The sequence below is a fragment of the Escherichia sp. KS167_9B genome (assembly GCF_030295215.1).
GTDB classification, from domain to species: Bacteria; Pseudomonadota; Gammaproteobacteria; order Enterobacterales; family Enterobacteriaceae; genus Escherichia; species Escherichia coli_F.
Genome location: NZ_AP025754.1, coordinates 3,566,895 through 3,590,255, shown reverse-complemented (window position 1 = coordinate 3,590,255; position 23,361 = coordinate 3,566,895). Strand labels below are relative to the sequence as shown.

At 52.4% G+C, this 23,361-nt stretch carries 22 protein-coding genes and 1 other RNA gene; 14 read left to right on the top strand and 9 right to left on the bottom strand.

Annotated elements, in window-relative coordinates; translation table 11 throughout:
• Nucleotide 1 precedes the first annotated feature (1 nt).
• The 3 genes from meaB to argP all read right to left on the bottom strand — a co-directional run bounded on the left by meaB (nt 2) and on the right by argP (nt 4,231).
• Entirely contained in the window at nt 2–997 is a 996-nt protein-coding gene (gene meaB, locus QUE34_RS18040) for a methylmalonyl Co-A mutase-associated GTPase MeaB (protein ID WP_000606507.1), read from the bottom strand.
• Nucleotides 990–3,134 (bottom strand): methylmalonyl-CoA mutase, encoded by a 2,145-nt coding sequence (gene scpA, locus QUE34_RS18035; protein ID WP_103253860.1) that lies wholly within the window; start codon nt 3,132–3,134, stop codon nt 990–992. The genes meaB and scpA overlap by 8 nt, the downstream gene beginning before the upstream one ends.
• A gap of 203 nt (nt 3,135–3,337) precedes the next feature.
• Entirely contained in the window at nt 3,338–4,231 is an 894-nt protein-coding gene (gene argP, locus QUE34_RS18030) for a DNA-binding transcriptional regulator ArgP (RefSeq protein ID WP_001360955.1), read from the bottom strand.
• Between the two features lie 460 nt (nt 4,232–4,691).
• Between argP and rpiA the strand changes: the two genes are divergently transcribed.
• The 4 genes from rpiA (at nt 4,692) to QUE34_RS18010 (ending at nt 7,850) form a co-directional block, all read left to right on the top strand.
• A complete protein-coding gene (rpiA, locus tag QUE34_RS18025) occupies nt 4,692–5,351 on the top strand; it encodes a ribose-5-phosphate isomerase RpiA (protein WP_000189743.1) in 660 nt (219 codons plus the stop codon).
• A 255-nt stretch (nt 5,352–5,606) separates the two neighbouring features.
• Nucleotides 5,607–6,839, top strand: coding sequence for a phosphoglycerate dehydrogenase (gene serA / locus QUE34_RS18020; RefSeq protein WP_001151604.1), 1,233 nt, complete (start codon nt 5,607–5,609; stop codon nt 6,837–6,839).
• A gap of 194 nt (nt 6,840–7,033) precedes the next feature.
• The gene (gene tnpA, locus QUE34_RS18015) at nt 7,034–7,492 is read left to right on the top strand and encodes an IS200/IS605 family transposase (RefSeq protein WP_000502112.1); all 459 of its coding nucleotides are present in this window, start codon (nt 7,034–7,036) and stop codon (nt 7,490–7,492) included.
• A gap of 298 nt (nt 7,493–7,790) precedes the next feature.
• Complete coding sequence (locus QUE34_RS18010) at nt 7,791–7,850, top strand: type I toxin-antitoxin system Ibs family toxin (protein WP_100635201.1); 60 nt, start codon at nt 7,791–7,793, stop codon at nt 7,848–7,850.
• Between the two features lie 100 nt (nt 7,851–7,950).
• Here QUE34_RS18010 and QUE34_RS18005 read toward each other — a convergent pair whose 3' ends face one another.
• The 3 genes from QUE34_RS18005 to zapA form a co-directional block, all read right to left on the bottom strand.
• Nucleotides 7,951–8,553, bottom strand: a complete 603-nt coding sequence (locus tag QUE34_RS18005) for a 5-formyltetrahydrofolate cyclo-ligase (protein ID WP_000192738.1) — start codon at nt 8,551–8,553, stop codon at nt 7,951–7,953.
• Between the two features lie 20 nt (nt 8,554–8,573).
• Nucleotides 8,574–8,757, bottom strand: a non-coding RNA gene (gene ssrS, locus QUE34_RS18000) — 6S RNA.
• A 41-nt stretch (nt 8,758–8,798) separates the two neighbouring features.
• On the bottom strand, nt 8,799–9,128 hold the full coding sequence (gene zapA, locus QUE34_RS17995) for a cell division protein ZapA (RefSeq protein ID WP_001276008.1): 330 nt from the start codon (nt 9,126–9,128) through the stop codon (nt 8,799–8,801).
• A gap of 167 nt (nt 9,129–9,295) precedes the next feature.
• Between zapA and ygfB the strand changes: the two genes are divergently transcribed.
• The 4 genes from ygfB to ubiI are packed head-to-tail and all read left to right on the top strand — an operon-like array spanning nt 9,296 to nt 13,625.
• On the top strand, nt 9,296–9,874 hold the full coding sequence (gene ygfB / locus QUE34_RS17990; protein ID WP_001295378.1) for a UPF0149 family protein YgfB: 579 nt from the start codon (nt 9,296–9,298) through the stop codon (nt 9,872–9,874).
• Between the two features lie 25 nt (nt 9,875–9,899).
• Nucleotides 9,900–11,225 carry a Xaa-Pro aminopeptidase gene (pepP, locus tag QUE34_RS17985; RefSeq protein WP_103253712.1) on the top strand — a complete coding sequence of 442 codons (1,326 nt, stop codon included), beginning with the start codon at nt 9,900–9,902 and terminating at the stop codon, nt 11,223–11,225.
• Nucleotides 11,222–12,400 carry a 2-octaprenyl-6-methoxyphenyl hydroxylase gene (ubiH, locus tag QUE34_RS17980; RefSeq protein WP_103253713.1) on the top strand — a complete coding sequence of 393 codons (1,179 nt, stop codon included), beginning with the start codon at nt 11,222–11,224 and terminating at the stop codon, nt 12,398–12,400. Before pepP ends, ubiH begins: the two co-directional genes overlap by 4 nt.
• A gap of 22 nt (nt 12,401–12,422) precedes the next feature.
• The gene (ubiI, locus tag QUE34_RS17975; RefSeq protein ID WP_103253714.1) at nt 12,423–13,625 is read left to right on the top strand and encodes an FAD-dependent 2-octaprenylphenol hydroxylase; all 1,203 of its coding nucleotides are present in this window, start codon (nt 12,423–12,425) and stop codon (nt 13,623–13,625) included.
• Between the two features lie 73 nt (nt 13,626–13,698).
• On the opposite strand, the gene QUE34_RS17970 is transcribed toward ubiI, so the two are convergent.
• Entirely contained in the window at nt 13,699–13,782 is an 84-nt protein-coding gene (locus tag QUE34_RS17970; RefSeq protein ID WP_122633141.1) for a hypothetical protein, read from the bottom strand.
• 290 nt (nt 13,783–14,072) lie between these two features.
• Here QUE34_RS17970 and gcvT point away from each other — a divergent pair, with 290 nt between their 5' ends.
• From gcvT to QUE34_RS17950, 4 genes are all read left to right on the top strand, one after another.
• On the top strand, nt 14,073–15,167 hold the full coding sequence (gene gcvT, locus QUE34_RS17965) for a glycine cleavage system aminomethyltransferase GcvT (protein ID WP_103253715.1): 1,095 nt from the start codon (nt 14,073–14,075) through the stop codon (nt 15,165–15,167).
• Nucleotides 15,168–15,190: 23 nt separating this feature from the next.
• A complete protein-coding gene (gcvH, locus tag QUE34_RS17960) occupies nt 15,191–15,580 on the top strand; it encodes a glycine cleavage system protein GcvH (protein WP_001295377.1) in 390 nt (129 codons plus the stop codon).
• A 118-nt stretch (nt 15,581–15,698) separates the two neighbouring features.
• A complete protein-coding gene (gene gcvP, locus QUE34_RS17955; protein WP_103253716.1) occupies nt 15,699–18,572 on the top strand; it encodes an aminomethyl-transferring glycine dehydrogenase in 2,874 nt (957 codons plus the stop codon).
• Nucleotides 18,573–18,805: 233 nt separating this feature from the next.
• Entirely contained in the window at nt 18,806–19,549 is a 744-nt protein-coding gene (locus QUE34_RS17950; RefSeq protein WP_000150658.1) for an SDR family oxidoreductase, read from the top strand.
• Nucleotides 19,550–19,610: 61 nt separating this feature from the next.
• Here the strand turns inward: QUE34_RS17950 and bglA are convergent, their stop codons facing one another.
• Complete coding sequence (gene bglA, locus QUE34_RS17945; protein ID WP_141218821.1) at nt 19,611–21,044, bottom strand: 6-phospho-beta-glucosidase BglA; 1,434 nt, start codon at nt 21,042–21,044, stop codon at nt 19,611–19,613.
• 44 nt (nt 21,045–21,088) lie between these two features.
• Between bglA and yqfB the strand changes: the two genes are divergently transcribed.
• Nucleotides 21,089–21,400, top strand: coding sequence for a N(4)-acetylcytidine aminohydrolase (gene yqfB / locus QUE34_RS17940; RefSeq protein WP_039020582.1), 312 nt, complete (start codon nt 21,089–21,091; stop codon nt 21,398–21,400).
• 163 nt (nt 21,401–21,563) lie between these two features.
• On the top strand, nt 21,564–22,223 hold the full coding sequence (gene trhA / locus QUE34_RS17935; RefSeq protein WP_000250274.1) for a PAQR family membrane homeostasis protein TrhA: 660 nt from the start codon (nt 21,564–21,566) through the stop codon (nt 22,221–22,223).
• Nucleotides 22,224–22,299: 76 nt separating this feature from the next.
• On the opposite strand, the gene ygfZ is transcribed toward trhA, so the two are convergent.
• Nucleotides 22,300–23,280 (bottom strand): tRNA-modifying protein YgfZ, encoded by a 981-nt coding sequence (ygfZ, locus tag QUE34_RS17930; RefSeq protein ID WP_103253718.1) that lies wholly within the window; start codon nt 23,278–23,280, stop codon nt 22,300–22,302.
• Between the last annotated feature and the right edge of the window lie 81 nt (nt 23,281–23,361).

Here is a 23,361-nt window from a genome sequence, read left to right as displayed (position 1 = left end):
TTTAATCAAAATATTGCGTCTGGATAAATTCACTGAGCTGTCGCAGGCCGGTGCGCGGTGAGAGCGTATTGTTTTTGACCGCTAAAAGCGTCTGGCGGTAATAGCGATCGAAATCTTCATTCGCGAACAGGTGATTCAGTACTTCTTCTTCGGTTTGTTTACGCAGCCATTCCACCGATTGTTGTTGCCGCACTTGCTGTAAACGACCACTGGCAGTTAGCGCGGTTTTGAAGTCGATGATGGCGTGCCAGATCTCATCGATTCCACGTTTTTCCAGTGCGCTACAAGTCAGAACTCGTGGCTGCCATTCGTCGTATTTACGTCGCAGAATATGCAGGGCACTCTCGTACATATGCCGGGCAATGGCGACATTGGTATGGTTATCGCCATCGTCTTTGTTGATAACGATCAGATCTGCCACTTCCATCAGCCCCTTTTTAATCCCCTGCAGATCATCGCCGCCACCGGCAATTTGCAACGAGATAAAACAGTCCACCATGCGGGCGACTTCCGTTTCCGACTGTCCGACGCCAACCGTTTCGACAATCACTACGTCATAACCCGCCGCTTCGCATAACAGCATTAATTCCCGCGCTCGCTGACTGGCACCGCCCAGATGGCCGGAGGATGGTACCGGGCGAATAAACGCCGCCTCGGCACGCGCCAGGTCATTCATGCGGGTTTTATCTCCGAGAATGCTACCGCCAGTGACCGGGCTGCTGGGATCGACCGCAATAACTGCAACCTTTAGTCCCTCACGAATCAACAACATGCCAAAGGCTTCAAGAAAGGTACTTTTCCCCGCGCCGGGTGTGCCGGTAACACCCAGTCGCAGGGCGTTACCACAGAACGGCATAATGGCATCAAGCAGTTGCGTACTTAGCGCCTGATGACGCGGGTGACGGCTTTCCACCAGCGTCATGGCCTGGGCGAGCGTGGCACGCTCACCCTGACGTAAGCGGCGAATACTTTCTGCCAGCGTGGCTTCATTAATCATGATGCTGGCTTATCAGATTCAGTACGTCGCGCACGCTGTCGAGCATAGGCGTACCTGGACCATAAATCGCCGCCACGCCGCGCTCCTGCAGGAAGGCGTAATCCTGCGGCGGAATGACGCCACCCGCGACCACGCAGATATCTTCGCGTCCCCATTTTTTCAGCGCTTCGACCAGTTCCGGGATCAGCGTTTTATGACCGGCAGCCAGTGAAGATGCGCCCACTACGTGAACGTCGTTTTCTACTGCCAGGCGGGCGATCTCTTCAGGTGTAGAGAACATCGGGCTTAAATCTACGTCGAAACCGAGATCGGAATAGGCGCTGGCGATCACTTTCGCGCCGCGATCGTGCCCATCCTGGCCCATTTTGGCGATCAGAATGCGCGGGCGACGACCATTGTCGGCAAGGAACTGCTCCGTTTGCGCAACAATGGCATCGAACTCGGAGGCCGATTTCTCAGACTGATGATAGCTTTGCGCAATCACGCCGGTAACACACTGGCTTGGCACCAGATAACGGTCGAAAGCGGCTTCCAGCGCATCGGAAATTTCACCCAGGGTGGCGCGAACGCGAGCGGCATTAACAGCGGCAGCCAGCAGGTTTTCGTTATGCTGTGCGGCGTGAGTCAGGGCGTTCAACGCGGCGGTTACGGCGGCATCATCACGGGTGGCGCGAATGCGTTCCAGCGAAGCAATTTGCTCGTTACGCACCATCACGTTGTCGATCTCAAGTACATCGGTTTCGTCTTCGTGATCCAGTTTGTACTTGTTGACACCAACGATGACACGTTTTCCCTGATCGATCAGCGACTGTTCACGCGCTGAGGCTTCTTCGATCATTCGTTTTGGCAGACCTGCTTCGATCGCTTTCGCCATACCTCCGGCTTCGTTGATCTGTTGGATAATGGCTCTGGCTTGTTTGACGATTTGATCGGTCAGCGATTCAACGTAATAGGATCCGGCCAGTGGATCGACGGTGCGGCAGAGTTCTGATTCTTCCTGAATGATGATCTGGGTATTGCGGGCAATGCGTGCTGAGAAATCGGTAGGCAAACCAAGCGCTTCATCAAAGGCGTTGGTATGCAGTGACTGAGTACCGCCCAGCGTTGCAGCCAGTGCTTCAATGGTGGTGCGGATAACGTTGTTATACGGATCCTGTTCAGTCAGGCTCCAGCCTGAGGTCTGGCAGTGGGTACGCAGCGCCAGTGATTTCGGATCCTGTGCGCCAAATCCACTGACCGCTTCGCTCCATAAATAACGTGCCGCACGCAACATGGCGACGTTCATAAACAGATCCATGCCAATGCCGAAGAAAAACGACAGGCGAGGAGCGAAGTCATCAATTTTCAGCCCAGCGGAGATTGCTGCTTTGATGTACTCAATCCCATCAGCGAGCGTAAATGCTACCTGCTGCACGCAGTTGGCACCCGCTTCACCCATATGGTAACCGCTGATACTGATGGTATTAAATCGCGGCATGTTGCCGGAACACCAGGCGATGATGTCTGCGATAATACGCATTGACGGTTTTGGCGGGTAAATATAGGTGTTGCGGCAAAGATACTCTTTGAGGATATCGTTCTGAATGGTGCCTGTCAGTTTATCGGGCGTAACTCCTTGCTCTTCTGCGGCGACGATATAAAACGCCAGTACGGGTAACACTGCGCCATTCATGGTCATCGAAACCGACATTTTATCCAGCGGGATCTGGTCGAACAGGACTTTCATATCTTCCACGGTGTCGATAGCAACGCCCGCTTTGCCGACGTCGCCCGCCACGCGCGGGTTATCGGAGTCGTAGCCACGGTGGGTGGCAAGGTCAAACGCAACGGAAAGACCTTTTTGCCCGGCGGCCAGGTTACGGCGATAAAAAGCGTTAGACTCTTTTGCTGTCGAGAAACCGGCATACTGACGGATAGTCCACGGTTGGGCGGTATACATAGTGGCACGCGGGCCACGAACGTAGGGTGGCAAACCAGGAAGGGTACCAGTCACTTCCAGATTATCGAGATCGGCTTCAGTATACAGCGGCTTGATGGCGATCCCTTCTGCGGTTTGCTGAACCAGCGAGTCGACAGTTTTCTCCCGACGACTCAATTCCTTGTTGGCAATCTGTTGCCACTCCTGCACGTTAGACATTATTTGCTCCATAAAACGCAATCAAAATGAGGGTATTTGCGCTTACGGTGAGCTTTTTACGTGGGTTTGTCGCCAGCAAAAAAAATGCATCCAGACGTCGTTTTTTGCCGCCTGAGATTTGTCTATTTTGTGATGTGATTCAAGGAATACAAAAAGAACTGGAGGTGATGCCTGGTATGTATTACCAGGCATTATTTGATGGATTATTCCTGACGAAGAACTTTGTGACCATAATCGAGCAACGCATCAGTGACTTTACGCATCATGCGGCTTTCAGGAGCAAAGCGGTGCCAGTAGAGCATCCGGCGTTGAAATAGCCCTGGCGTTAAGTCAATCAGTTCGCCGCTGGCCAGCTCTTTCTCGATTTGCAGGTGCGGGATCATACAGCAGGTGGTGCCCTGACGAGCAAGTTGCACGAATGCTTCCGAAGAATTAACGATATGGCACGGTACGCTGCCTGGGGGCAGATCGAAGTTTTGCTGCAAAAAGGCCTGGTGCATATCGTCAAGATGGTCAAAGGCGACCACAGGTGCTTTCAATAATGCCGAACGCGTTACGCCGTTAGGGAAATATTTTTCGGCAAACGGTTTTGAGCTGACGAACAGATAGTCAAGCGCACCGAGCTTATCGACAAGACAACTCGGCAGCGCCTGATGTTGAATACTCACCGCGCCGACCACTTCGCCGCGGCGCAGACGTTCCTGAGTGCGGGTTTCATCTTCTACCTGCAAGTTGAGGCGGATAGGCGAATCAGCTAACACAGGAGCCAGCGCCGGAAGCAACCACGTCGCCAGACTGTCAGCGTTGACCGCCAGTGAAAGCAGCAGCGGAGTTGAACCGGTTTGTTCATCGCCCAGCCACTCTTCTTCCAGTAACTCCACCTGGCGTAGCAGTGCCAGCAGTTTTTGCCCTTGTTCCGTCGGGCGCGGCGGTACGGTACGCACCAACAGCGGCTGCCCGAACATATTTTCCAGTTGCTTAATGCGCTGTGAGACGGCTGATTGTGTAATGCACAGCTTTTGTGCCGCGCGCTCAAATCCTCGTTCACGTATCACCGCATCCAGTGCCTGTAATGTTCTGTAGTCCGGGCGTTTCATTGCTGTTGTCTGCTCCTGGTAAATGCTTTTTCCTGCACTATGACACAATTTTGCGTCAGGTTGCATATACCGAAGCCGTCGGCGGGTACATTTGTATCAGTGGTTAAACACGCAGCTTAAAAGATCAGGGATTTGCGCTATTGCATTTCGCTCAGCGAGTTCGCGCCCTGGAGCGGCATACCCAGACCTTTATATGCTTTATTTGCCGGGCGAAAGGGGATGCCCGCCATTGCGCGATATTTTATGGATGAGTTAACCACGCGGCTTGCCAACGGGGTCTGAATCGCTTTTTTTGTATATACTCGTCATACTTCAAGTTGCATGTGCTGTGTCTGCGTTCGCTCACCCCAGTCACTTACTTCTGTAAGCTCCTGGGGATTCACTCTCTTGTCGCCTTCCTGCAACTCGAATTATTTAGAGTATAATGCGAGTGAAATTTCATACCACAGGCGAAACGATCATGACGCAGGATGAATTGAAAAAAGCAGTAGGATGGGCGGCACTTCAGTATGTTCAGCCCGGCACCATTGTTGGTGTAGGTACAGGTTCCACCGCCGCACACTTTATTGATGCGCTCGGCACGATGAAAGGCCAGATTGAAGGGGCCGTTTCCAGTTCGGATGCGTCCACTGAAAAACTGAAAAGCCTCGGCATTCACGTTTTTGATCTCAACGAAGTCGACAGCCTTGGCATCTACGTTGATGGCGCAGATGAAATCAACGGCCACATGCAAATGATCAAAGGCGGCGGCGCGGCGCTGACCCGTGAAAAAATCATTGCTTCGGTTGCGGAAAAATTTATCTGTATTGCAGACGCTTCTAAGCAGGTTGATATTCTGGGCAAATTCCCGCTGCCAGTAGAAGTTATCCCGATGGCACGTAGTGCAGTGGCGCGCCAGCTGGTGAAACTGGGCGGTCGTCCGGAATACCGTCAGGGCGTGGTGACCGATAACGGCAACGTGATCCTCGACGTCCACGGCATGGAAATCCTTGACCCGATAGCGATGGAAAACGCCATAAATGCGATTCCGGGCGTGGTGACTGTTGGCTTGTTTGCTAACCGTGGCGCGGACGTTGCGCTGATTGGCACACCTGACGGTGTCAAAACCATTGTGAAATGATCTGACGGGGGAACCTCCCCCGTTAAAAAAATTCTCTTCATTAAATTTGGTGACATGTGTCACGTTTTTACCTGGCTATTGTCGATTGCTCTAAATAAATCCTCTAATCCAGCATATTCATCCAAGAAAAACCTTTGCGTGATATTTCCTCAACATCGCGACGCAAACGTTCATATTGCCGCAATATTATTTTTTGATATGTTGAAAGGCGGATGCAAATCCGCACACAACATTTCAAAAGACAGGATTGGGTAAATGGCAAAGGTATCGCTGGAGAAAGACAAGATTAAGTTTCTGCTGGTAGAAGGCGTGCACCAAAAGGCGCTGGAAAGCCTTCGTGCAGCGGGTTACACCAACATCGAATTTCACAAAGGCGCGCTGGATGATGAACAATTAAAAGAATCCATCCGCGATGCCCACTTCATCGGCCTGCGATCCCGTACCCATCTGACTGAAGACGTGATCAACGCCGCAGAAAAACTGGTCGCTATTGGCTGTTTCTGTATCGGAACGAACCAGGTTGATCTGGATGCAGCTGCAAAACGCGGGATCCCGGTATTTAACGCACCGTTCTCTAATACGCGCTCTGTTGCGGAGCTGGTAATTGGCGAACTTCTGCTGCTATTGCGCGGCGTACCGGAAGCCAACGCTAAAGCGCACCGTGGTGTCTGGAACAAGCTGGCAGCTGGCTCTTTTGAAGCGCGCGGCAAAAAGCTGGGTATCATCGGCTATGGTCATATTGGTACACAGTTGGGCATTCTGGCTGAATCGCTGGGAATGTATGTTTACTTTTATGATATTGAAAACAAACTGCCGCTGGGCAACGCCACTCAGGTACAGCATCTTTCTGATCTGCTGAATATGAGCGATGTGGTGAGTTTGCATGTGCCAGAGAATCCGTCTACCAAAAATATGATGGGCGCGAAAGAGATTTCGCTAATGAAGCCCGGCTCGTTGCTGATTAATGCCTCGCGCGGAACGGTGGTGGATATTCCGGCACTGTGTGATGCGCTGGCGAGCAAACACCTGGCAGGTGCGGCAATCGATGTCTTTCCGACGGAACCGGCGACCAACAGCGATCCGTTTACCTCTCCGCTGTGCGAGTTCGATAACGTCCTTCTGACGCCACATATTGGCGGTTCGACTCAGGAAGCACAGGAGAATATCGGTCTGGAAGTTGCAGGTAAATTAATCAAGTACTCTGACAATGGCTCAACGCTCTCTGCGGTGAACTTCCCGGAAGTCTCGCTGCCACTGCATGGTGGGCGTCGTCTGATGCACATCCACGAAAACCGTCCGGGCGTGTTAACTGCGCTGAACAAAATCTTCGCCGAGCAGGGCGTTAACATCGCTGCACAGTATCTGCAAACCTCAGCGCAGATGGGTTATGTGGTTATTGATATTGAAGCTGACGAAGACGTTGCCGAAAAAGCGCTGCAGGCAATGAAAGCTATTCCGGGCACCATTCGCGCCCGTCTGCTGTACTGATCTCCCTTCTTTAATAATCAACGGGCAAGTCACTGGCTTGCCCGTTTTTTTGTGCACAGAAAACCCCCAGCTAGGCTGGGGGTTCCGGAAAGCTTTCAGCTTTGAGCCAGTTATTAAAACCCCTTTTGATTTGTTAAAACACCTTGCGGTCTGGCAACTGCAAGTGTCAAACAAGAAATCAAAAGGGGGTCCCAATGGGGGACGAAAAGAGCTTAGCGCACACCCGCTGGAACTGTAAATATCACATAGTTTTTGCGCCGAAATACCGAAGACTGGCGTTTTACGGAGAGAAGCGTAGGGCGATAGGCAGTATTTTGAGAAAGCTGTGTGAGTGGAAAAGCGTACGGATTCTGGAAGCAGAGTGCTGCGCAGATCATATCCATATGCTTGTGGAAATCCCACCCAAAATGAGCGTATCCGGCTTTATGGGATATCTGAAAGGGAAAAGCAGTCTGATGCTTTACGAGCAGTTTGGGGATTTGAAATTCAAATACAGAAACAGGGAGTTCTGGTGCCGAGGGTACTATGTCGATACGGTGGGTAAGAACACGGCGAAGATACAGGACTACATAAAGCACCAGCTTGAAGAGGATAAAATGGGGGAGCAGTTATCGATTCCATATCCGGGCAGCCCGTTTACGGGCCGTAAGTAACGAAGTTGAATGCAAATGTCAGATCGTATGCGCCTGTTAGGGCGCGGCTGGTAACAGAGCCTTACAGGCGCATTTGAAAAACCTCCGGCTATGCCGGAGGATATTTATTATCCCTTTTCCCGCGCATGTCACTGCCATTTGTAATGCGCTGCAATTGCCTTTGCGAGTCTGCTCGAAGAAATAAATCAAAGCCAGATCAATGCGTTGTGCTTATTTAAAGAGAGTTTACGATGGCAGGGCAGCATGGGGCTGTAACGGTAAAGCCCTCACCGAAGCGAGGGCTTGAAGGAGAAGGGTTATGATGCGACTCGTCATCATACTGATTGTACTGTTACTGATAAGTTTGCCAGCTTATTAACAGTCAGTCACAGGGGAGGAGTCATCCTCCCTTACCCTTACTCACTAAATTAGGTTAAAGAATCAACGATGTCAATCAGGGCGATGCAGGTGTGTCGCCCTTACCACTCCCAGACTTTCGACGGTGTAACCACCGCAGGAAGTGGGATATCCCACTCTTCAACGGGGAGTTTTTCCACCAACTGACAATCATGCGCATAACCCACCGGTTGCATTTGATAGCGCTGCCAGTTTTGTAAGGTCCGATCATAAAAACCACCGCCCATTCCCAGGCGCTGACCGTACTCATCAAAGGCGACCAGCGGTGTGATCAACACGTCTAATCGGGAAAGGGGTAGCACGTCACGCACATCCAGTTTTGGCTCATGGATCTTCAACCTGTTCATCACCAGTTCGCTTTGCGGATGGTAATTCAGGAACAGCAAATTACCGGCACTAAAGGGATGCAAAACTGGAAGATATACGCGCTTACCGGCGCGCCAGAGTTGTTCTATGAGTGGCTGGGTGTCGAGTTCGCCATCAAAAGAGAGGAATACAGCGACCGTATGTGCCATCACCACCGGGGGATACGTCATCATCCGGGTAGCGGCTTGTTGACCCATTTCCTGCTGTTGTTCCGGCGTTAACGCACGACGACGTTGCCGAATCATTTTGCGGATTTCTTGTCGAGATAATGTCAGTGGGATTTCTGGTAGTTGCGTCATGGCTGGTGCCAGATAAGAAGGGAATCTCCGAGATGCCGCCGCAGGCTGTAACCCTTGAACCCTTGGTTCAAGGTGAATGTGTCGTCACAGTTTTAAGGCTTCTCGGACGGACCGAGCATGCTCACCAACCGCGGAGCGCCACATTCTTGTGGTATGAAATATCGGCTCAGGGGACTGGCCCGCTTGCGAACATCTCAGAGAAATTTTGTCTTCACGGTTACTCTACCACAGTAAACCGAAAAGTGTCATTCAAAGTTTTGGTTAGTTTTTTCGGTGATGCGACCTTGTTCAAGTAACGCTTGTTCTATGGTCTGCTGCAGCATCCGAATACGCTGTTCCATGCTTGCCGCGTAATCACGAGTCTTCGCTTTTTCTTGCGCTAACTCATAGCTGATATTCAATGCGGCAATGAAGACCAACTGTTCAGTATTTGTGACTCTAGTGCGTTCTTTCAGATCTTGCAACCGTTGGTTCAGATCGTCCGCTGCCTGATTCAACGCATCCCTTTGGTCAGGCGGGCAGTTCACACGCAGTGAACGGCCAAAAATTTGGATATCGACGGGTTGTGCAGACATGCCACCTTCCTGCTGATTGACTGCGCTGCCTTCGTCTTTAGACCCATGGTCTGCGAAGGGGCGACACTATAGCTACCCTGATGAGAAGAGACAAGCCCTTTTCTGGTCCACCAGGGCCCAAAGTGGTAGCATATCATGAATATTCCTCCCTTTGACGACGAATGCTTATGTCTATACAGAACGAAATGCCTGGTTACAACGAAATGAACCAGTATCTGAACCAACAAGGGACGGGTCTGACCCCTGCTGAGATGCATGGTTTAATCAGTGGGATGATATGTGGTGGTAACGATGACAGCTCATGGCTGCCGCTGCTTCACGACCTGACGAACGAAGGCATGGCTTTCGGTCATGAGCTGGCACAGGCATTGCGCAAAATGCACTCTGCTACCAGCGATGCCCTGCAGGATGACGGCTTCCTTTTTCAGCTTTATCTGCCTGATGGCGATGATGTCAGCGTTTTCGATCGGGCTGATGCGCTGGCAGGTTGGGTTAATCACTTCCTGCTTGGTCTTGGCGTTACGCAACCGAAGCTGGACAAAGTGACCGGCGAAACCGGTGAAGCCATCGACGATCTGCGTAACATCGCGCAGCTGGGCTACGACGAAGACGAAGATCAGGAAGAGCTGGAAATGTCGCTTGAAGAGATCATCGAGTACGTCCGTGTTGCCGCGCTGTTATGCCACGACACCTTTACTCATCCGCAACCGACCGCGCCAGAAGTACAAAAACCGACTCTACACTAAAAACAAAAAACGTAAGGAGAGTGTTATGAGTGAGATATCCCGGCAAGAGTTTCAGCGTCGCCGTCAGGCCCTGGTGGAGCAAATGCAACCCGGCAGCGCCGCGCTGATTTTTGCTGCACCAGAAGTAACACGTAGCGCCGACAGCGAATACCCCTATCGTCAGAACAGTGACTTCTGGTACTTCACCGGCTTTAACGAACCGGAAGCGGTGCTGGTGCTGATTAAAAGTGATGACACTCATAACCACAGCGTTCTGTTTAACCGCGTACGCGACCTGACGGCAGAGATCTGGTTTGGTCGCCGCTTAGGTCAGGATGCTGCACCGGATAAACTGGGCGTTGATCGCGCACTGGCGTTCAGCGAAATCAATCAGCAACTTTATCAACTACTTAATGGTCTGGATGTGGTGTACCACGCCCAGGGCGAATATGCATATGCTGATGAAATCGTGAACAGCGCGCTTGAAAAACTGCGTAAAGGTTCGCGACAGAATCTCACCGCCCCGGCAACGATGATCGACTGGCGTCCCATTGTTCATGAAATGCGCCTGTTCAAATCACCAGAAGAGATTGCCGTACTTCGCCGCGCGGGGGAAATCACCGCCCTGGCGCATACCCGGGCGATGGAAAAATGCCGTCCGGGAATGTTCGAGTACCATCTGGAAGGCGAAATTCACCACGAATTTAACCGCCACGGTGCGCGCTATCCGTCCTATAACACCATTGTCGGCAGCGGTGAAAACGGCTGCATTCTGCACTACACCGAAAACGAGAGTGAACTGCGCGACGGTGACCTGGTGTTGATTGACGCGGGTTGTGAATACAAAGGTTACGCGGGCGATATTACCCGCACCTTCCCTGTTAACGGTAAATTCACTCAGGCTCAGCGTGAAATCTACGACATTGTGCTGGAGTCTCTTGAAACCAGCCTGCGCCTGTATCGTCCGGGAACGTCCATTCAGGAAGTCACCGGTGAAGTGGTGCGCATCATGGTTAGCGGCCTGGTAAAACTCGGCATCCTGAAAGGTGATGTTGATGAACTGATCGCTCAGAACGCCCATCGTCCTTTCTTTATGCATGGCCTTAGCCACTGGTTAGGACTGGATGTCCATGACGTTGGCGTTTATGGCCAGGATCGCTCGCGCATTCTGGAACCGGGCATGGTACTGACCGTAGAGCCGGGGCTGTATATTGCGCCGGATGCAGAAGTGCCAGAACAATATCGCGGTATCGGCATTCGTATTGAAGACGACATTGTGATTACCGAAACCGGTAACGAAAACCTCACCGCCAGCGTGGTGAAAAAGCCGGAAGAAATCGAAGCGTTGATGGCATCTGCGAGAAAGCAATGAGCGTAATCATCGTCGGTGGCGGCATGGCGGGCGCGACGCTGGCGCTGGCTATTTCCCGGTTAAGTCACGGGGCGCTGCCGGTACATTTGATTGAAGCGACCGCGCCAGAGTCTCATGCTCATCCGGGCTTTGATGGACGGGCTATTGCGTTGGCGGCGGGCACCTGTCAGCAACTGGCGCGCATCGGCGTCTGGCAATCTCTGGCAGATTGCGCAACCGCCATCACTACCGTTCATGTCAGCGATCGTGGTCATGCCGGATTCGTCACCCTCGCCGCAGAAGATTACCAACTGGCGGCGCTGGGGCAGGTTGTCGAATTGCATAATGTCGGGCAACGGCTGTTTGCATTGCTGCGCAAAGCACCTGGCGTAACGCTGCATTGCCCTGATCGCGTGGCTAACGTTGCCCGTGCTCAGAGTCACGTTGAAGTGACGCTGGAGAGTGGCGAGACGCTGACGGGCTGCGTGCTGGTAGCCGCTGATGGCACCCATTCCGCGTTAGCCACCGCGTGCGGCGTTGACTGGCAGCAGGAGCCTTACGAACAACTGGCTGTGATTGCTAACGTTGCGACTTCCGTTGCGCACGAAGGGCGCGCTTTTGAACGCTTTACGCAACATGGCCCGCTGGCGATGTTGCCGATGTCTGACGGACGCTGTTCGCTGGTCTGGTGTCATCCACTGGAACGGCGCGAAGAGGTGCTGTCGTGGAGCGACGAGACGTTTTGCCGTGAACTCCAGTCGGCCTTTGGTTGGCGACTTGGGAAAATTACCCACGCTGGTAAACGCAGTGCTTACCCGCTGGCGTTAACCCGCGCCGCCAGACCTATTACCCATCGTACCGTGCTGGTGGGCAATGCGGCGCAAACTCTGCACCCGATTGCCGGGCAAGGGTTCAACCTCGGTATGCGGGATGTCATGAGCCTTGCGGAAACGCTGACTCAGGCTCAGGCACGTGAAGATGACATCGGTGATTACGGCGTATTGTGCCGTTATCAGCAGCGTCGGCAGAGCGATCGCGAAGCAACCATCGGTGTCACGGACAGCCTTGTACATCTTTTTGCCAACCGTTGGACGCCGCTGGTTGTCGGGCGCAACATCGGGCTGATGGCAATGGAATTATTCACTCCGGCACGCGATGTGCTGGCGCAGCGCACCCTCGGTTGGGTGGCGCGTTAAAGGCGGCTTTAAGGAATAAACAATGCAAAGTGTTGATGTAGCCATTGTTGGCGGCGGCATGGTGGGGCTGGCGGTTGCCTGCGGCTTGCAGGGCAGCGGCTTACGCGTTGCCGTACTGGAGCAGCGCGTACCGGAACCCCTGGCGGCGGATGCACCACCACAACTGCGCGTTTCGGCTATCAATGCCGCCAGCGAAAAATTACTCACCCGTCTTGGCGTCTGGCAGGACATTCTCTCTCGTAGGGCCAGTTGTTATCACGGTATGGAAGTGTGGGACAAAGACAGTTTTGGTCACATTTCGTTTGACGATCAAAGCATGGGCTATAGCCATCTTGGGCATATCGTTGAAAACTCAGTGATTCACTACGCGCTGTGGAACAAAGCGCAGCAGTCGTCAGATATCACTCTGTTGGCCCCCGCAGAATTACAGCAGGTCGCCTGGGGAGAAAATGAAACCTTCCTGACGCTGAAAGATGGCAGCATGTTAACGGCGCGTCTGGTAATTGGCGCAGACGGCGCTAATTCCTGGTTGCGCAACAAAGCCGATATTCCGCTGACTTTCTGGGATTATCTGCATCACGCGCTGGTGGCGACCATTCGCACGGAAGAACCGCATGATGCGGTGGCGCGACAGGTTTTCCATGGCGAAGGCATTCTGGCCTTTTTGCCGCTTAGCGATCCGCATCTTTGCTCAATTGTCTGGTCACTGTCGCCAGAGGAAGCACAGCGGATGCAGCAGGCAGGCGAAGACGAATTTAACCGCGAGTTAAATATCGCTTTTGATAATCGCCTGGGCTTATGCAAGGTTGAGAGTGAACGCCTGGTGTTCCCGCTGACTGGGCGTTATGCGCGCCAGTTTGCCGCGCACCGTCTGGCGCTGGTGGGCGACGCCGCGCATACCATTCACCCGTTGGCGGGGCAGGGGGTGAATCTCGGCTTTATGGATGCTGCAGAGCTGATTGCTGAACTGAAACGGTTGCATCGTCAGGGTAAAGACATCGGGCAGTACATTTACCTGCGTCGCTATGAGCGTAGCCGCAAGCACAGTGCGGCGCTGATGCTGGCAGGTATGCAGGGATTCCGCGATCTGTTTTCCGGGGCTCATCCGGCGAAAAAACTGCTGCGTGATATTGGCCTGAAACTGGCCGACACGCTTCCTGGCGTTAAACCACAACTTATCCGCCAGGCAATGGGATTAAACGATTTGCCTGAATGGCTGCGTTAAAAATTTCTCCTCTGTTGTTTATTTGATACCCATCACACTTTCATCTCCCGGTTTTTTCGCCGGGAGATTTTCCTCATTTGAAATAAACTAATTTCACCTCCGTTTTCGCATTATATTTTCTAATGTCACGAATTTTTGATTTAGTGTTTTTTGACATTTTTTCAGTTCTTAATATTGCCTTATTCAAATTAAGTTTCTCATCACATCATCTTTGTATAGAGAATGGAATGTTTTTTGGTTTTTTATTCTGTTGTTATTCTGGCGTTTTTTAACCATAAGCTAATGTGATGATCAATTTTACCTTATGGTTAACAGTCTGTTTCGGTGGTAAGTTCAGGGAAAAGAGAACGATTGCGTTGGGGACCGGGAGTGGCTCCGATGCTGGGTTTCGTGGTGATAATTTCGCCATGGAAAAGTTGTCAGCCCCGCTTATTCAATGAGGACAAGATGGCACAACAGACTCCTTTGTACGAACAACACACGCTTTGCGGCGCTCGCATGGTGGATTTCCACGGCTGGATGATGCCGCTACATTACGGTTCGCAAATCGACGAACATCATGCGGTACGTACCGATGCCGGAATGTTTGATGTGTCACATATGACCATCGTCGATCTTCGCGGCAGTCGCACCCGGGAGTTTCTGCGTTATCTGCTGGCGAACGATGTGGCGAAGCTCACCAAAAGCGGCAAAGCCCTTTACTCGGGGATGTTGAATGCCTCTGGCGGTGTGATAGATGATCTCATCGTTTACTACTTTACTGAAGATTTCTTCCGCCTCGTTGTTAACTCCGCCACCCGCGAAAAAGACCTCTCCTGGATTACCCAACACGCTGAACCCTTCGGTATCGAAATTACCGTTCGTGATGACCTTTCCATGATTGCCGTACAAGGGCCGAATGCGCAGGCAAAAGCTGCCACACTGTTTAATGATGCTCAGCGTCAGGCGGTGGAAGGGATGAAACCCTTCTTTGGCGTGCAGGCGGGCGCTCTGTTTATTGCCACCACCGGTTATACCGGTGAAGTGGGCTACGAAATTGCGCTGCCCAATGAAAAAGCGGCGGATTTCTGGCGTGCGCTGGTGGAAGCGGGCGTTAAGCCCTGCGGTCTGGGCGCGCGTGACACGCTGCGTCTGGAAGCGGGTATGAATCTTTATGGTCAGGAGATGGACGAAACCATTTCTCCTTTAGCAGCCAACATGGGCTGGACCATCGCCTGGGAACCGGCTGATCGTGACTTTATCGGTCGTGAAGCTCTGGAAGCGCAGCGTGAACATGGCACAGAAAAACTGGTTGGTCTGGTGATGACCGAAAAAGGCGTGCTGCGTAATGAACTGCCGGTACGTTTTACCGATGCGCAGGGCAATCAGCATGAAGGCATTATCACCAGCGGTACTTTCTCCCCGACGTTGGGTTACAGCATTGCGCTGGCACGCGTGCCGGAAGGTATTGGCGAAACGGCGATTGTGCAAATTCGCAACCGTGAAATGCCGGTAAAAGTGACGAAACCTGTTTTTGTGCGTAACGGCAAAGCCGTCGCGTGATTTACTTTTTTGGAGATTAATTGATGAGCAACGTACCAGCAGAACTGAAATACAGCAAAGAACACGAATGGCTGCGTAAAGAAGCCGACGGCACTTACACTGTTGGCATCACTGAGCACGCTCAGGAGCTGTTAGGCGATATGGTGTTTGTTGACCTGCCGGAAGTGGGCGCAACGGTAAGCGCGGGCGATGACTGCGCGGTTGCCGAATCGGTAAAAGCGGCGTCAGACATTTATGCGCCAGTAAGCGGTGAAATCGTGGCGGTAAACGACGCACTGAGCGATTCTCCGGAACTGGTGAACAGCGAACCGTATGCAGGCGGCTGGATCTTCAAAATCAAAGCCAGCGATGAAAGCGAACTGGAATCACTGCTGGATGCGACCGCATACGAAGCATTGTTAGAAGACGAGTAACGGCTTTATTCCTCTTCTGCGGAAGAGGATTAGGGTGAGGAACATTTACGCCTCACCCTCACTCTCTTCGCAAGGAGAGAGGTTCACAATTCACTGCACGTTTCAGGAACCATCGCTCATGACACAGACGTTAAGCCAGCTTGAAAACAGCGGCGCTTTTATTGAACGCCATATCGGACCGGACGCCGCGCAACAGCAAGAAATGCTGAATGCCGTTGGCGCACAATCGTTAAACGCGCTGACCGGCCAGATTGTGCCGAAAGATATTCAGCTTGCGATACCACCGCAGGTTGGCGCACCGGCGACCGAATACGCCGCGCTGGCGGAACTCAAGGCTATTGCCAGTCGCAATAAACGCTTCACGTCTTACATCGGCATGGGTTACACCGCCGTGCAGCTACCGCCGGTTATCCTGCGTAACATGCTGGAAAATCCGGGCTGGTATACCGCGTATACTCCGTATCAACCTGAAGTCTCCCAGGGCCGCCTTGAAGCACTGCTCAACTTCCAGCAGGTAACGCTGGATTTGACCGGGCTGGATATGGCTTCGGCTTCTCTTCTTGACGAAGCCACTGCTGCTGCCGAAGCAATGGCGATGGCAAAACGCGTCAGTAAACTGAAAAATGCCAACCGCTTCTTCGTTGCTTCTGACGTGCATCCGCAAACTTTAGATGTAGTACGTACACGCGCAGAAACCTTTGGTTTTGAAGTGATTGTCGATGATGCACAAAAAGTGCTCGATCACCAGGACGTCTTCGGCGTGCTGTTACAGCAGGTCGGCACTACCGGTGAAATTCACGACTACACTGCGCTTATCAGCGAACTGAAATCACGCAAAATTGTAGTCAGCGTCGCCGCCGATATTATGGCGCTGGTGCTGTTAACTGCACCGGGTAAACAGGGCGCGGATATTGTCTTTGGTTCGGCGCAACGCTTTGGCGTACCGATGGGCTACGGTGGCCCACATGCGGCATTCTTTGCAGCGAAAGATGAATACAAACGCTCAATGCCGGGCCGTATTATTGGCGTATCGAAAGATGCCGCGGGCAATACTGCGCTGCGCATGGCGATGCAGACTCGCGAGCAACATATTCGCCGTGAGAAAGCGAACTCCAACATTTGTACTTCCCAGGTACTGCTGGCTAACATCGCCAGCCTGTATGCCGTTTATCACGGTCCGGTTGGCCTGAAACGTATCGCTAACCGCATCCACCGTCTGACCGATATCCTGGCTGCAGGTCTGCAACAAAAAGGTCAGAAGCTGCGCCATGCGCACTATTTCGATACTTTGTGTGTGGAAGTGGCCGACAAAGCGGGCGTGCTGGCGCGTGCCGAAGCGGCTGAAATCAACCTGCGTAGCGATATTCTGAATGCGGTGGGGATCACCCTTGATGAAACCACCACGCGCGAAAACGTGATGCAGCTTTTCAGCGTACTGCTGGGCGATAATCACGGACTGGACATCGACACGCTGGACAAAGACGTGGCTCACGACAGCCGTTCTATTCAGCCTGCAATGCTGCGCGATGACGAAATTCTCACCCATCCGGTGTTTAATCGCTACCACAGCGAAACCGAAATGATGCGCTATATGCACTCGCTGGAGCGTAAAGATCTGGCGCTGAATCAGGCGATGATCCCGCTGGGTTCCTGCACCATGAAACTGAACGCCGCCGCCGAGATGATCCCAATCACCTGGCCGGAATTTGCCGAACTGCACCCGTTCTGCCCGCCGGAACAGGCCGAAGGTTATCAGCAGATGATCGCCCAACTGGCTGACTGGCTGGTGAAACTGACCGGTTACGACGCCGTCTGTATGCAGCCGAACTCTGGCGCTCAGGGCGAATACGCGGGGCTGCTGGCGATTCGTCATTATCATGAAAGCCGCAACGAAGGGCATCGCGATATCTGCCTGATCCCGGCTTCTGCGCATGGCACTAACCCGGCTTCCGCGCATATGGCAGGAATGCAGGTGGTGGTTGTGGCGTGTGATAAAAACGGCAACATCGATCTGACTGACCTGCGCGCGAAAGCGGAGCAGGCGGGCGATAATCTCTCCTGCATTATGGTGACCTATCCTTCCACCCACGGCGTGTACGAAGAAACGATCCGTGAAGTGTGTGAAATCGTGCATAAGTTCGGCGGTCAGGTTTACCTTGATGGCGCGAACATGAACGCCCAGGTTGGCATCACTTCGCCGGGCTTTATTGGCGCGGACGTTTCGCACCTTAACCTGCATAAAACTTTCTGCATTCCGCACGGCGGTGGTGGTCCGGGTATGGGACCGATCGGCGTGAAAGCGCATTTGGCACCGTTTGTTCCGGGTCATAGCGTGGTGCAAATCGAAGGCATGTTAACCCGTCAGGGCGCGGTTTCTGCGGCACCGTTCGGTAGCGCTTCTATTCTGCCAATTAGCTGGATGTACATCCGCATGATGGGCGCAGAAGGGCTGAAAAAAGCAAGCCAGGTGGCAATCCTCAACGCCAACTATATTGCCAGCCGCCTGCAGGATGCTTTCCCGGTGCTGTATACCGGTCGCGACGGTCGCGTGGCGCATGAATGTATTCTTGATATTCGTCCGTTGAAAGAAGAAACCGGCATCAGCGAGCTGGATATTGCCAAGCGCCTGATCGACTATGGTTTCCACGCGCCGACTATGTCGTTCCCGGTGGCGGGGACGCTGATGGTTGAACCGACTGAATCTGAAAGCAAAGTGGAACTGGATCGCTTTATTGATGCGATGCTGTCTATCCGCGCAGAAATCGACCAGGTGAAAGCCGGTGTTTGGCCGCTGGAAGATAACCCGCTGGTGAACGCGCCGCACATTCAGAGCGAACTGGTCGCCGAGTGGGCGCATCCGTACAGCCGTGAAGTTGCAGTATTCCCGGCAGGCGTGGCAGACAAATACTGGCCAACAGTGAAACGTCTGGATGATGTTTACGGCGACCGTAACCTGTTCTGCTCCTGCGTACCGATTAGCGAATACCAGTAATTTACTGATTCGACTATCTTCTAAAGGCGCTTCGGCGCCTTTGACACTGATGTCAAACTCAACATTGCCTGATGCACCTCGTTTATCAGGCCTACATAGTCTGTGCAATGTATTGAATTTGCACGATCTTGTAGGCTGGATAAGGCGTTCACGCCGCATCCGGCATAATAAAAGCACTTTGTCATCAATAATTTGAAAGGCGCTTCGGCGCCTTTATTTTTTTAGGAAAACAAATGACTATAGCACTTGTGACCGGTGGCAGTCGCGGCATCGGGCGGGCAACTGCATTACTGTTGGCGCAAGAAGGGTATACGGTGGCGGTTAATTATCAGCAAAACCTCCACGCGGCGCAGGAAGTGGTGAAGTTAATCACGCAAGCCGGTGGCAAGGCATTCGTGCTTCAGGCGGATATCAGCGACGAAAATCAGGTCATCGCAATGTTTACAGCAATCGATCAGCACGATGAACCGCTAGCCGCGCTGGTCAATAACGCCGGGATCTTGTTTACCCAGTGCACCGTAGAAAACCTTACCGCAGAGCGAATCAACCGGGTACTTTCCACCAATGTGACGGGATATTTTCTCTGTTGCCGCGAGGCGGTAAAACGCATGGCGCTTAAAAATGGCGGTAATGGCGGTGCTATCGTCAACGTCTCGTCAGTGGCCTCACGGCTGGGATCGCCGGGAGAATACGTTGACTATGCGGCATCGAAAGGGGCGATTGATACGTTAACCACCGGACTATCGCTGGAAGTCGCCGCGCAGGGGATCCGCGTTAACGGCGTGCGGCCAGGGTTTATTTATACCGAAATGCACGCCAGCGGTGGCGAGCCTGGACGCGTTGATCGCGTTAAGTCGAACATCCCCATGCAGCGTGGCGGACAGGCGGAAGAGGTCGCGCAGGCCATCGTCTGGCTGTTAAGTGATAAAGCCTCTTATGTTACGGGAAGTTTTATCGATTTGGCGGGCGGGAAATAAAACAGGACAGTTGTCTGACCGGATGCAACGCAACAAGTATTGCATCCGGTACTTCATCGACTTAAAGCTTCTCGCCGTTGCTGGCAATCACCTCTTTGTACCAGTTAAAGCTCTTCTTACGTGAACGCGACATATCGCCAGTACCGTCGTCATGTTTATTCACATAGATAAAGCCGTAGCGTTTGCTGTACTGCCCGGTGGTGAACGACACGCAGTCGATGCAACCCCACGGCGTGTAGCCCATCAGATCCACGCCATCGTAAGTCACCGCCTTTTTCATCTCTTCAATATGAGCTCGCAGGTAATCAATGCGGTAGTCGTCGTTGATGCTGCCATTTTCTTCCACTTTGTCGTAAGCGCCAAAACCGTTTTCGACAATAAACAGCGGCTTCTGGTAACGCTCATACAGTTCGCAAAGTGCGTAACGCAGACCCACCGGATCAATCTGCCAGCCCCAGTCCGAAGCCTTAACATAAGGGTTCGGTACGCTGCCTTCAAAACCAGAGATCGCATCGCCGGTGCCGCCTTCGGCCTTCACTGCGTTGGTCATGTAATAGCTGAAACCAAGATAATCGCAGGTGCCTTCACGCAGTACATCGAGATCGCCGTCTTCCATTTTGATGTTAAATCCGCGACGCTCCCACTCGTTCAACACATACGACGGGTAATAGCCGCGTAGCTGCACATCGGTAAAGACGTAGCGTTCGCGCATCGACTCCTGAGCGAACATCACATCGTCCGGGTTACAGGAGTAGGGATAGAGCGGCACCATCGCCAGCATACAGCCGACTTTCATCTCCGGGTTAATGCGACGCGCGGCTTTCACTGCCAGGGCGCTGGCGACAAACTGGTGATGCAGCACCTGATACATCGTCTCTTCCGGGTTTTCATGCTCGGTATAAACCACGCCGGAGCAGCAGTAACCGAACAGCGGTGCACGCCAGTTACGCTGGTTGTTAATTTCGTTGAAGGTCATCCAGTATTTGACTTTGTGCTTATAGCGTTCAAATACCACTTCCGCGAAACGGACAAAGAAATCAACCACTTTACGGTTAGTCCAGCTACCGTATTGCTGCACCAGATGCAGCGGCATTTCAAAGTGGGAGAGGGTGATCACCGGTTCGATGTTGTATTTCAGCAGTTCATCGAACATATCATCGTAGAACTTCAGCCCTTCTTCGTTTGGCTGAGTTTCATCACCTTTTGGGAAAATGCGCGTCCAGGCGATGGAAGTGCGAAAACATTTGAAGCCCATTTCGGCAAATAGCTTGATGTCTTCCTTGTAGTGACCATAAAAATCAACGGCTTCATGGTTTGGATAGTATTTTCCTGGCAAGACTTCTTTGGTGATTTCGCGCGGCACGCCGTGTGCGCCACCGGTCAGTACGTCACAAATACTCGGTCCTTTGCCGCCTTTGTTCCAGCCGCCTTCGACCTGATGAGCGGCAACTGCGCCGCCCCATAAGAAATCTTTCGGTAAGGTGAGTTTTTTCACTATCATAGGCTCCAAATGAGTCAATTCTTACAGGAAATAGTACCATGCAGCCAAACGACATCACTTTTTTTCAACGATTCCAGGATGACATTCTGGCTGGGTGTAAAACCATCACCATCCGCGACGAGTCTGAATCGCACTTCAAAACGGGTGATGTGCTTCGTGTCGGGCGATTTGAAGATGACGGTTATTTTTGCACGATTGAAGTCACCGCAACCTCAACCGTAACGCTGGATACACTGACGGAAAAACATGCAGAGCAGGAAAATATGACCCTGACTGATCTGAAAAAGGTCATTGCCGATATCTATCCCGGCCAGACACAGTTTTATGTGATTGAATTTAAATGCCTTTAAATTGAACTCACGCCTGTTAGTTGAAATTTCGCATTTAATTTCATGATTTTTCGGAGATTAGTCTCAAATCAGAATTTATTTTAGCTAACAGGTGTTCACTGGAACTATTCTCAGTTACGCTGGAGAGGTATACATGTGCGTGTACGTTTCTCCGGAGTAAGTTATGGTTCAGAAGCCCCTCATTAAGCAGGGATATTCGCTGGCAGAGGAAATTGCCAACAGCGTCAGTCACGGCATTGGGTTGGTGTTTGGTATCGTTGGGCTGGTGTTGCTACTGGTTCAGGCGGTGGATCTCAATGCCAGCGCCACAGCGATAACCAGTTACAGCCTCTATGGCGGCAGTATGATCCTGCTGTTCCTCGCTTCGACGCTGTATCACGCCATTCCTCATCAACGGGCAAAAATGTGGCTGAAGAAATTTGACCACTGCGCTATTTATCTGTTGATTGCCGGAACCTATACGCCTTTTTTGCTGGTGGGGTTGGATTCTCCGTTAGCGCGCGGGTTGATGATTGTTATCTGGAGCCTGGCGCTGTTGGGGATTCTGTTCAAGCTGACCATCGCGCACCGATTCAAAATTTTATCTCTGGTGACTTATCTGGCGATGGGCTGGCTGTCGCTGGTGGTGATTTATGAAATGGCCGTTAAGCTCGCGGCGGGCAGCGTTACCTTACTGGCAGTAGGCGGCGTGGTTTACTCGCTCGGGGTGATTTTCTACGTCTGCAAACGCATTCCCTACAACCATGCCATCTGGCACGGCTTTGTGCTCGGCGGCAGCGTGTGCCACTTTCTGGCGATCTATTTGTATATTGGGCAGGCGTAATTGGTGCGCCGTTGTAGGCATGATAAGACGCGTCAGCGTCGCATCAGGCGATAAATGCCTGATGCGATACAGAGATTTACTCTTCCAGCGAATAGGGCAGCGGCTCGATATGCAATGTATTCGCATCGTCGCGTACGCGGAAGATGCTGTCCGGTTCCATATCGTTATTCATGACGACCTGTACCACGACCTGGCCATCTTCCAGTTTTACCGCAGCCAGCACCGTACCGGTACGACGCCAGTTCTCGCCCATTTTCAGCTCTAAATCTTCACCTGCTTCCGGCAGTCGACTGGCGCTACCTGCCAGCAGCCAGAGGGCACGTTTGTTGGCACCGCGGAATTTAGCTCGTGCCACCATCTCTTGTCCGGTATAGCAGCCTTTTTTAAAGCTGATGCCGCCCAGCGCCTGGAGGTTGGTCGCCTGTGGGATAAACTGCCCGCTGTTGGCGGCATCAATCACCGGAAAACCCGCTTCAATGTTTAATGCCAGCCACTGTTGGCTATTGTTCAGTTCCGCTTCACCGCGCAGTTTATCGGTCAGCGTATTGGCGGTAGCTTCATCGGTTACGATCAGGAAACGTTCTGCTGGGTGTTCAAACCATAGCAGGGTAGTCGCACCTTCTCTGATAACCTGCTTTTCCTTCGAAGGTAATTCACTAAAGAGGTTAGCCAGCGCAGCGCGTGCCTGAAAACCGGCAACACCAAGCAGCACACGTTCATCGTCTGGCGCGATGGTCACTTTAGAGAACACCGCATATTTTTTCAGTTCAGTCAGTTGCGACTCGCGCACGCTGCGCCGTTCAATCCACGCAAAGCCATCGCCGTCGCGGAACAGACGTAAATTGCTCCACATTTTACCTTTGGCGTCGCAATGGGCGGCGAGCAGGTGCTGATCTTCTGTCATCTGGCTGACATCTGCTGTCACCTGACCCTGCATATATTTTTCGCTGTCCGTGCCAGTAATGGTGGCAAGCGCCCAGTCATCAAGCGTCATCAGCGTCAGCGGTAAACGGGCAGAAGCCGTAGGCTGACGGGGAGGAAAAGGTGTAAAAGCCATAATGGAGTCCTGTTTTACAAACGGCGTATTTATGACTAATGGTAAAAGAGCTATGAGGCAATGCAAGTGCTTTCACTACGC

What these genes read in the sequence shown, in the direction of transcription:
- gcvH (WP_001295377.1), top strand. Translation starts at nt 15,191, where the DNA reads ATGAGCAACGTACCAGCAGAACTGAAATACAGCAAAGAACACGAATGG.
- QUE34_RS17950 (WP_000150658.1), top strand. Translation starts at nt 18,806, where the DNA reads ATGACTATAGCACTTGTGACCGGTGGCAGTCGCGGCATCGGGCGGGCA.
- QUE34_RS17970 (WP_122633141.1), bottom strand. Translation starts at nt 13,782, where the DNA reads ATGTCAAAAAACACTAAATCAAAAATTCGTGACATTAGAAAATATAAT.
- trhA (WP_000250274.1), top strand. Translation starts at nt 21,564, where the DNA reads ATGGTTCAGAAGCCCCTCATTAAGCAGGGATATTCGCTGGCAGAGGAA.
- tnpA (WP_000502112.1), top strand. Translation starts at nt 7,034, where the DNA reads ATGGGGGACGAAAAGAGCTTAGCGCACACCCGCTGGAACTGTAAATAT.
- ubiI (WP_103253714.1), top strand. Translation starts at nt 12,423, where the DNA reads ATGCAAAGTGTTGATGTAGCCATTGTTGGCGGCGGCATGGTGGGGCTG.
- ygfB (WP_001295378.1), top strand. Translation starts at nt 9,296, where the DNA reads ATGTCTATACAGAACGAAATGCCTGGTTACAACGAAATGAACCAGTAT.
- gcvT (WP_103253715.1), top strand. Translation starts at nt 14,073, where the DNA reads ATGGCACAACAGACTCCTTTGTACGAACAACACACGCTTTGCGGCGCT.
- rpiA (WP_000189743.1), top strand. Translation starts at nt 4,692, where the DNA reads ATGACGCAGGATGAATTGAAAAAAGCAGTAGGATGGGCGGCACTTCAG.
- pepP (WP_103253712.1), top strand. Translation starts at nt 9,900, where the DNA reads ATGAGTGAGATATCCCGGCAAGAGTTTCAGCGTCGCCGTCAGGCCCTG.
- scpA (WP_103253860.1), bottom strand. Translation starts at nt 3,134, where the DNA reads ATGTCTAACGTGCAGGAGTGGCAACAGATTGCCAACAAGGAATTGAGT.
- argP (WP_001360955.1), bottom strand. Translation starts at nt 4,231, where the DNA reads ATGAAACGCCCGGACTACAGAACATTACAGGCACTGGATGCGGTGATA.
- zapA (WP_001276008.1), bottom strand. Translation starts at nt 9,128, where the DNA reads ATGTCTGCACAACCCGTCGATATCCAAATTTTTGGCCGTTCACTGCGT.
- yqfB (WP_039020582.1), top strand. Translation starts at nt 21,089, where the DNA reads ATGCAGCCAAACGACATCACTTTTTTTCAACGATTCCAGGATGACATT.
- ygfZ (WP_103253718.1), bottom strand. Translation starts at nt 23,280, where the DNA reads ATGGCTTTTACACCTTTTCCTCCCCGTCAGCCTACGGCTTCTGCCCGT.
- gcvP (WP_103253716.1), top strand. Translation starts at nt 15,699, where the DNA reads ATGACACAGACGTTAAGCCAGCTTGAAAACAGCGGCGCTTTTATTGAA.
- ubiH (WP_103253713.1), top strand. Translation starts at nt 11,222, where the DNA reads ATGAGCGTAATCATCGTCGGTGGCGGCATGGCGGGCGCGACGCTGGCG.
- QUE34_RS18005 (WP_000192738.1), bottom strand. Translation starts at nt 8,553, where the DNA reads ATGACGCAACTACCAGAAATCCCACTGACATTATCTCGACAAGAAATC.
- meaB (WP_000606507.1), bottom strand. Translation starts at nt 997, where the DNA reads ATGATTAATGAAGCCACGCTGGCAGAAAGTATTCGCCGCTTACGTCAG.
- serA (WP_001151604.1), top strand. Translation starts at nt 5,607, where the DNA reads ATGGCAAAGGTATCGCTGGAGAAAGACAAGATTAAGTTTCTGCTGGTA.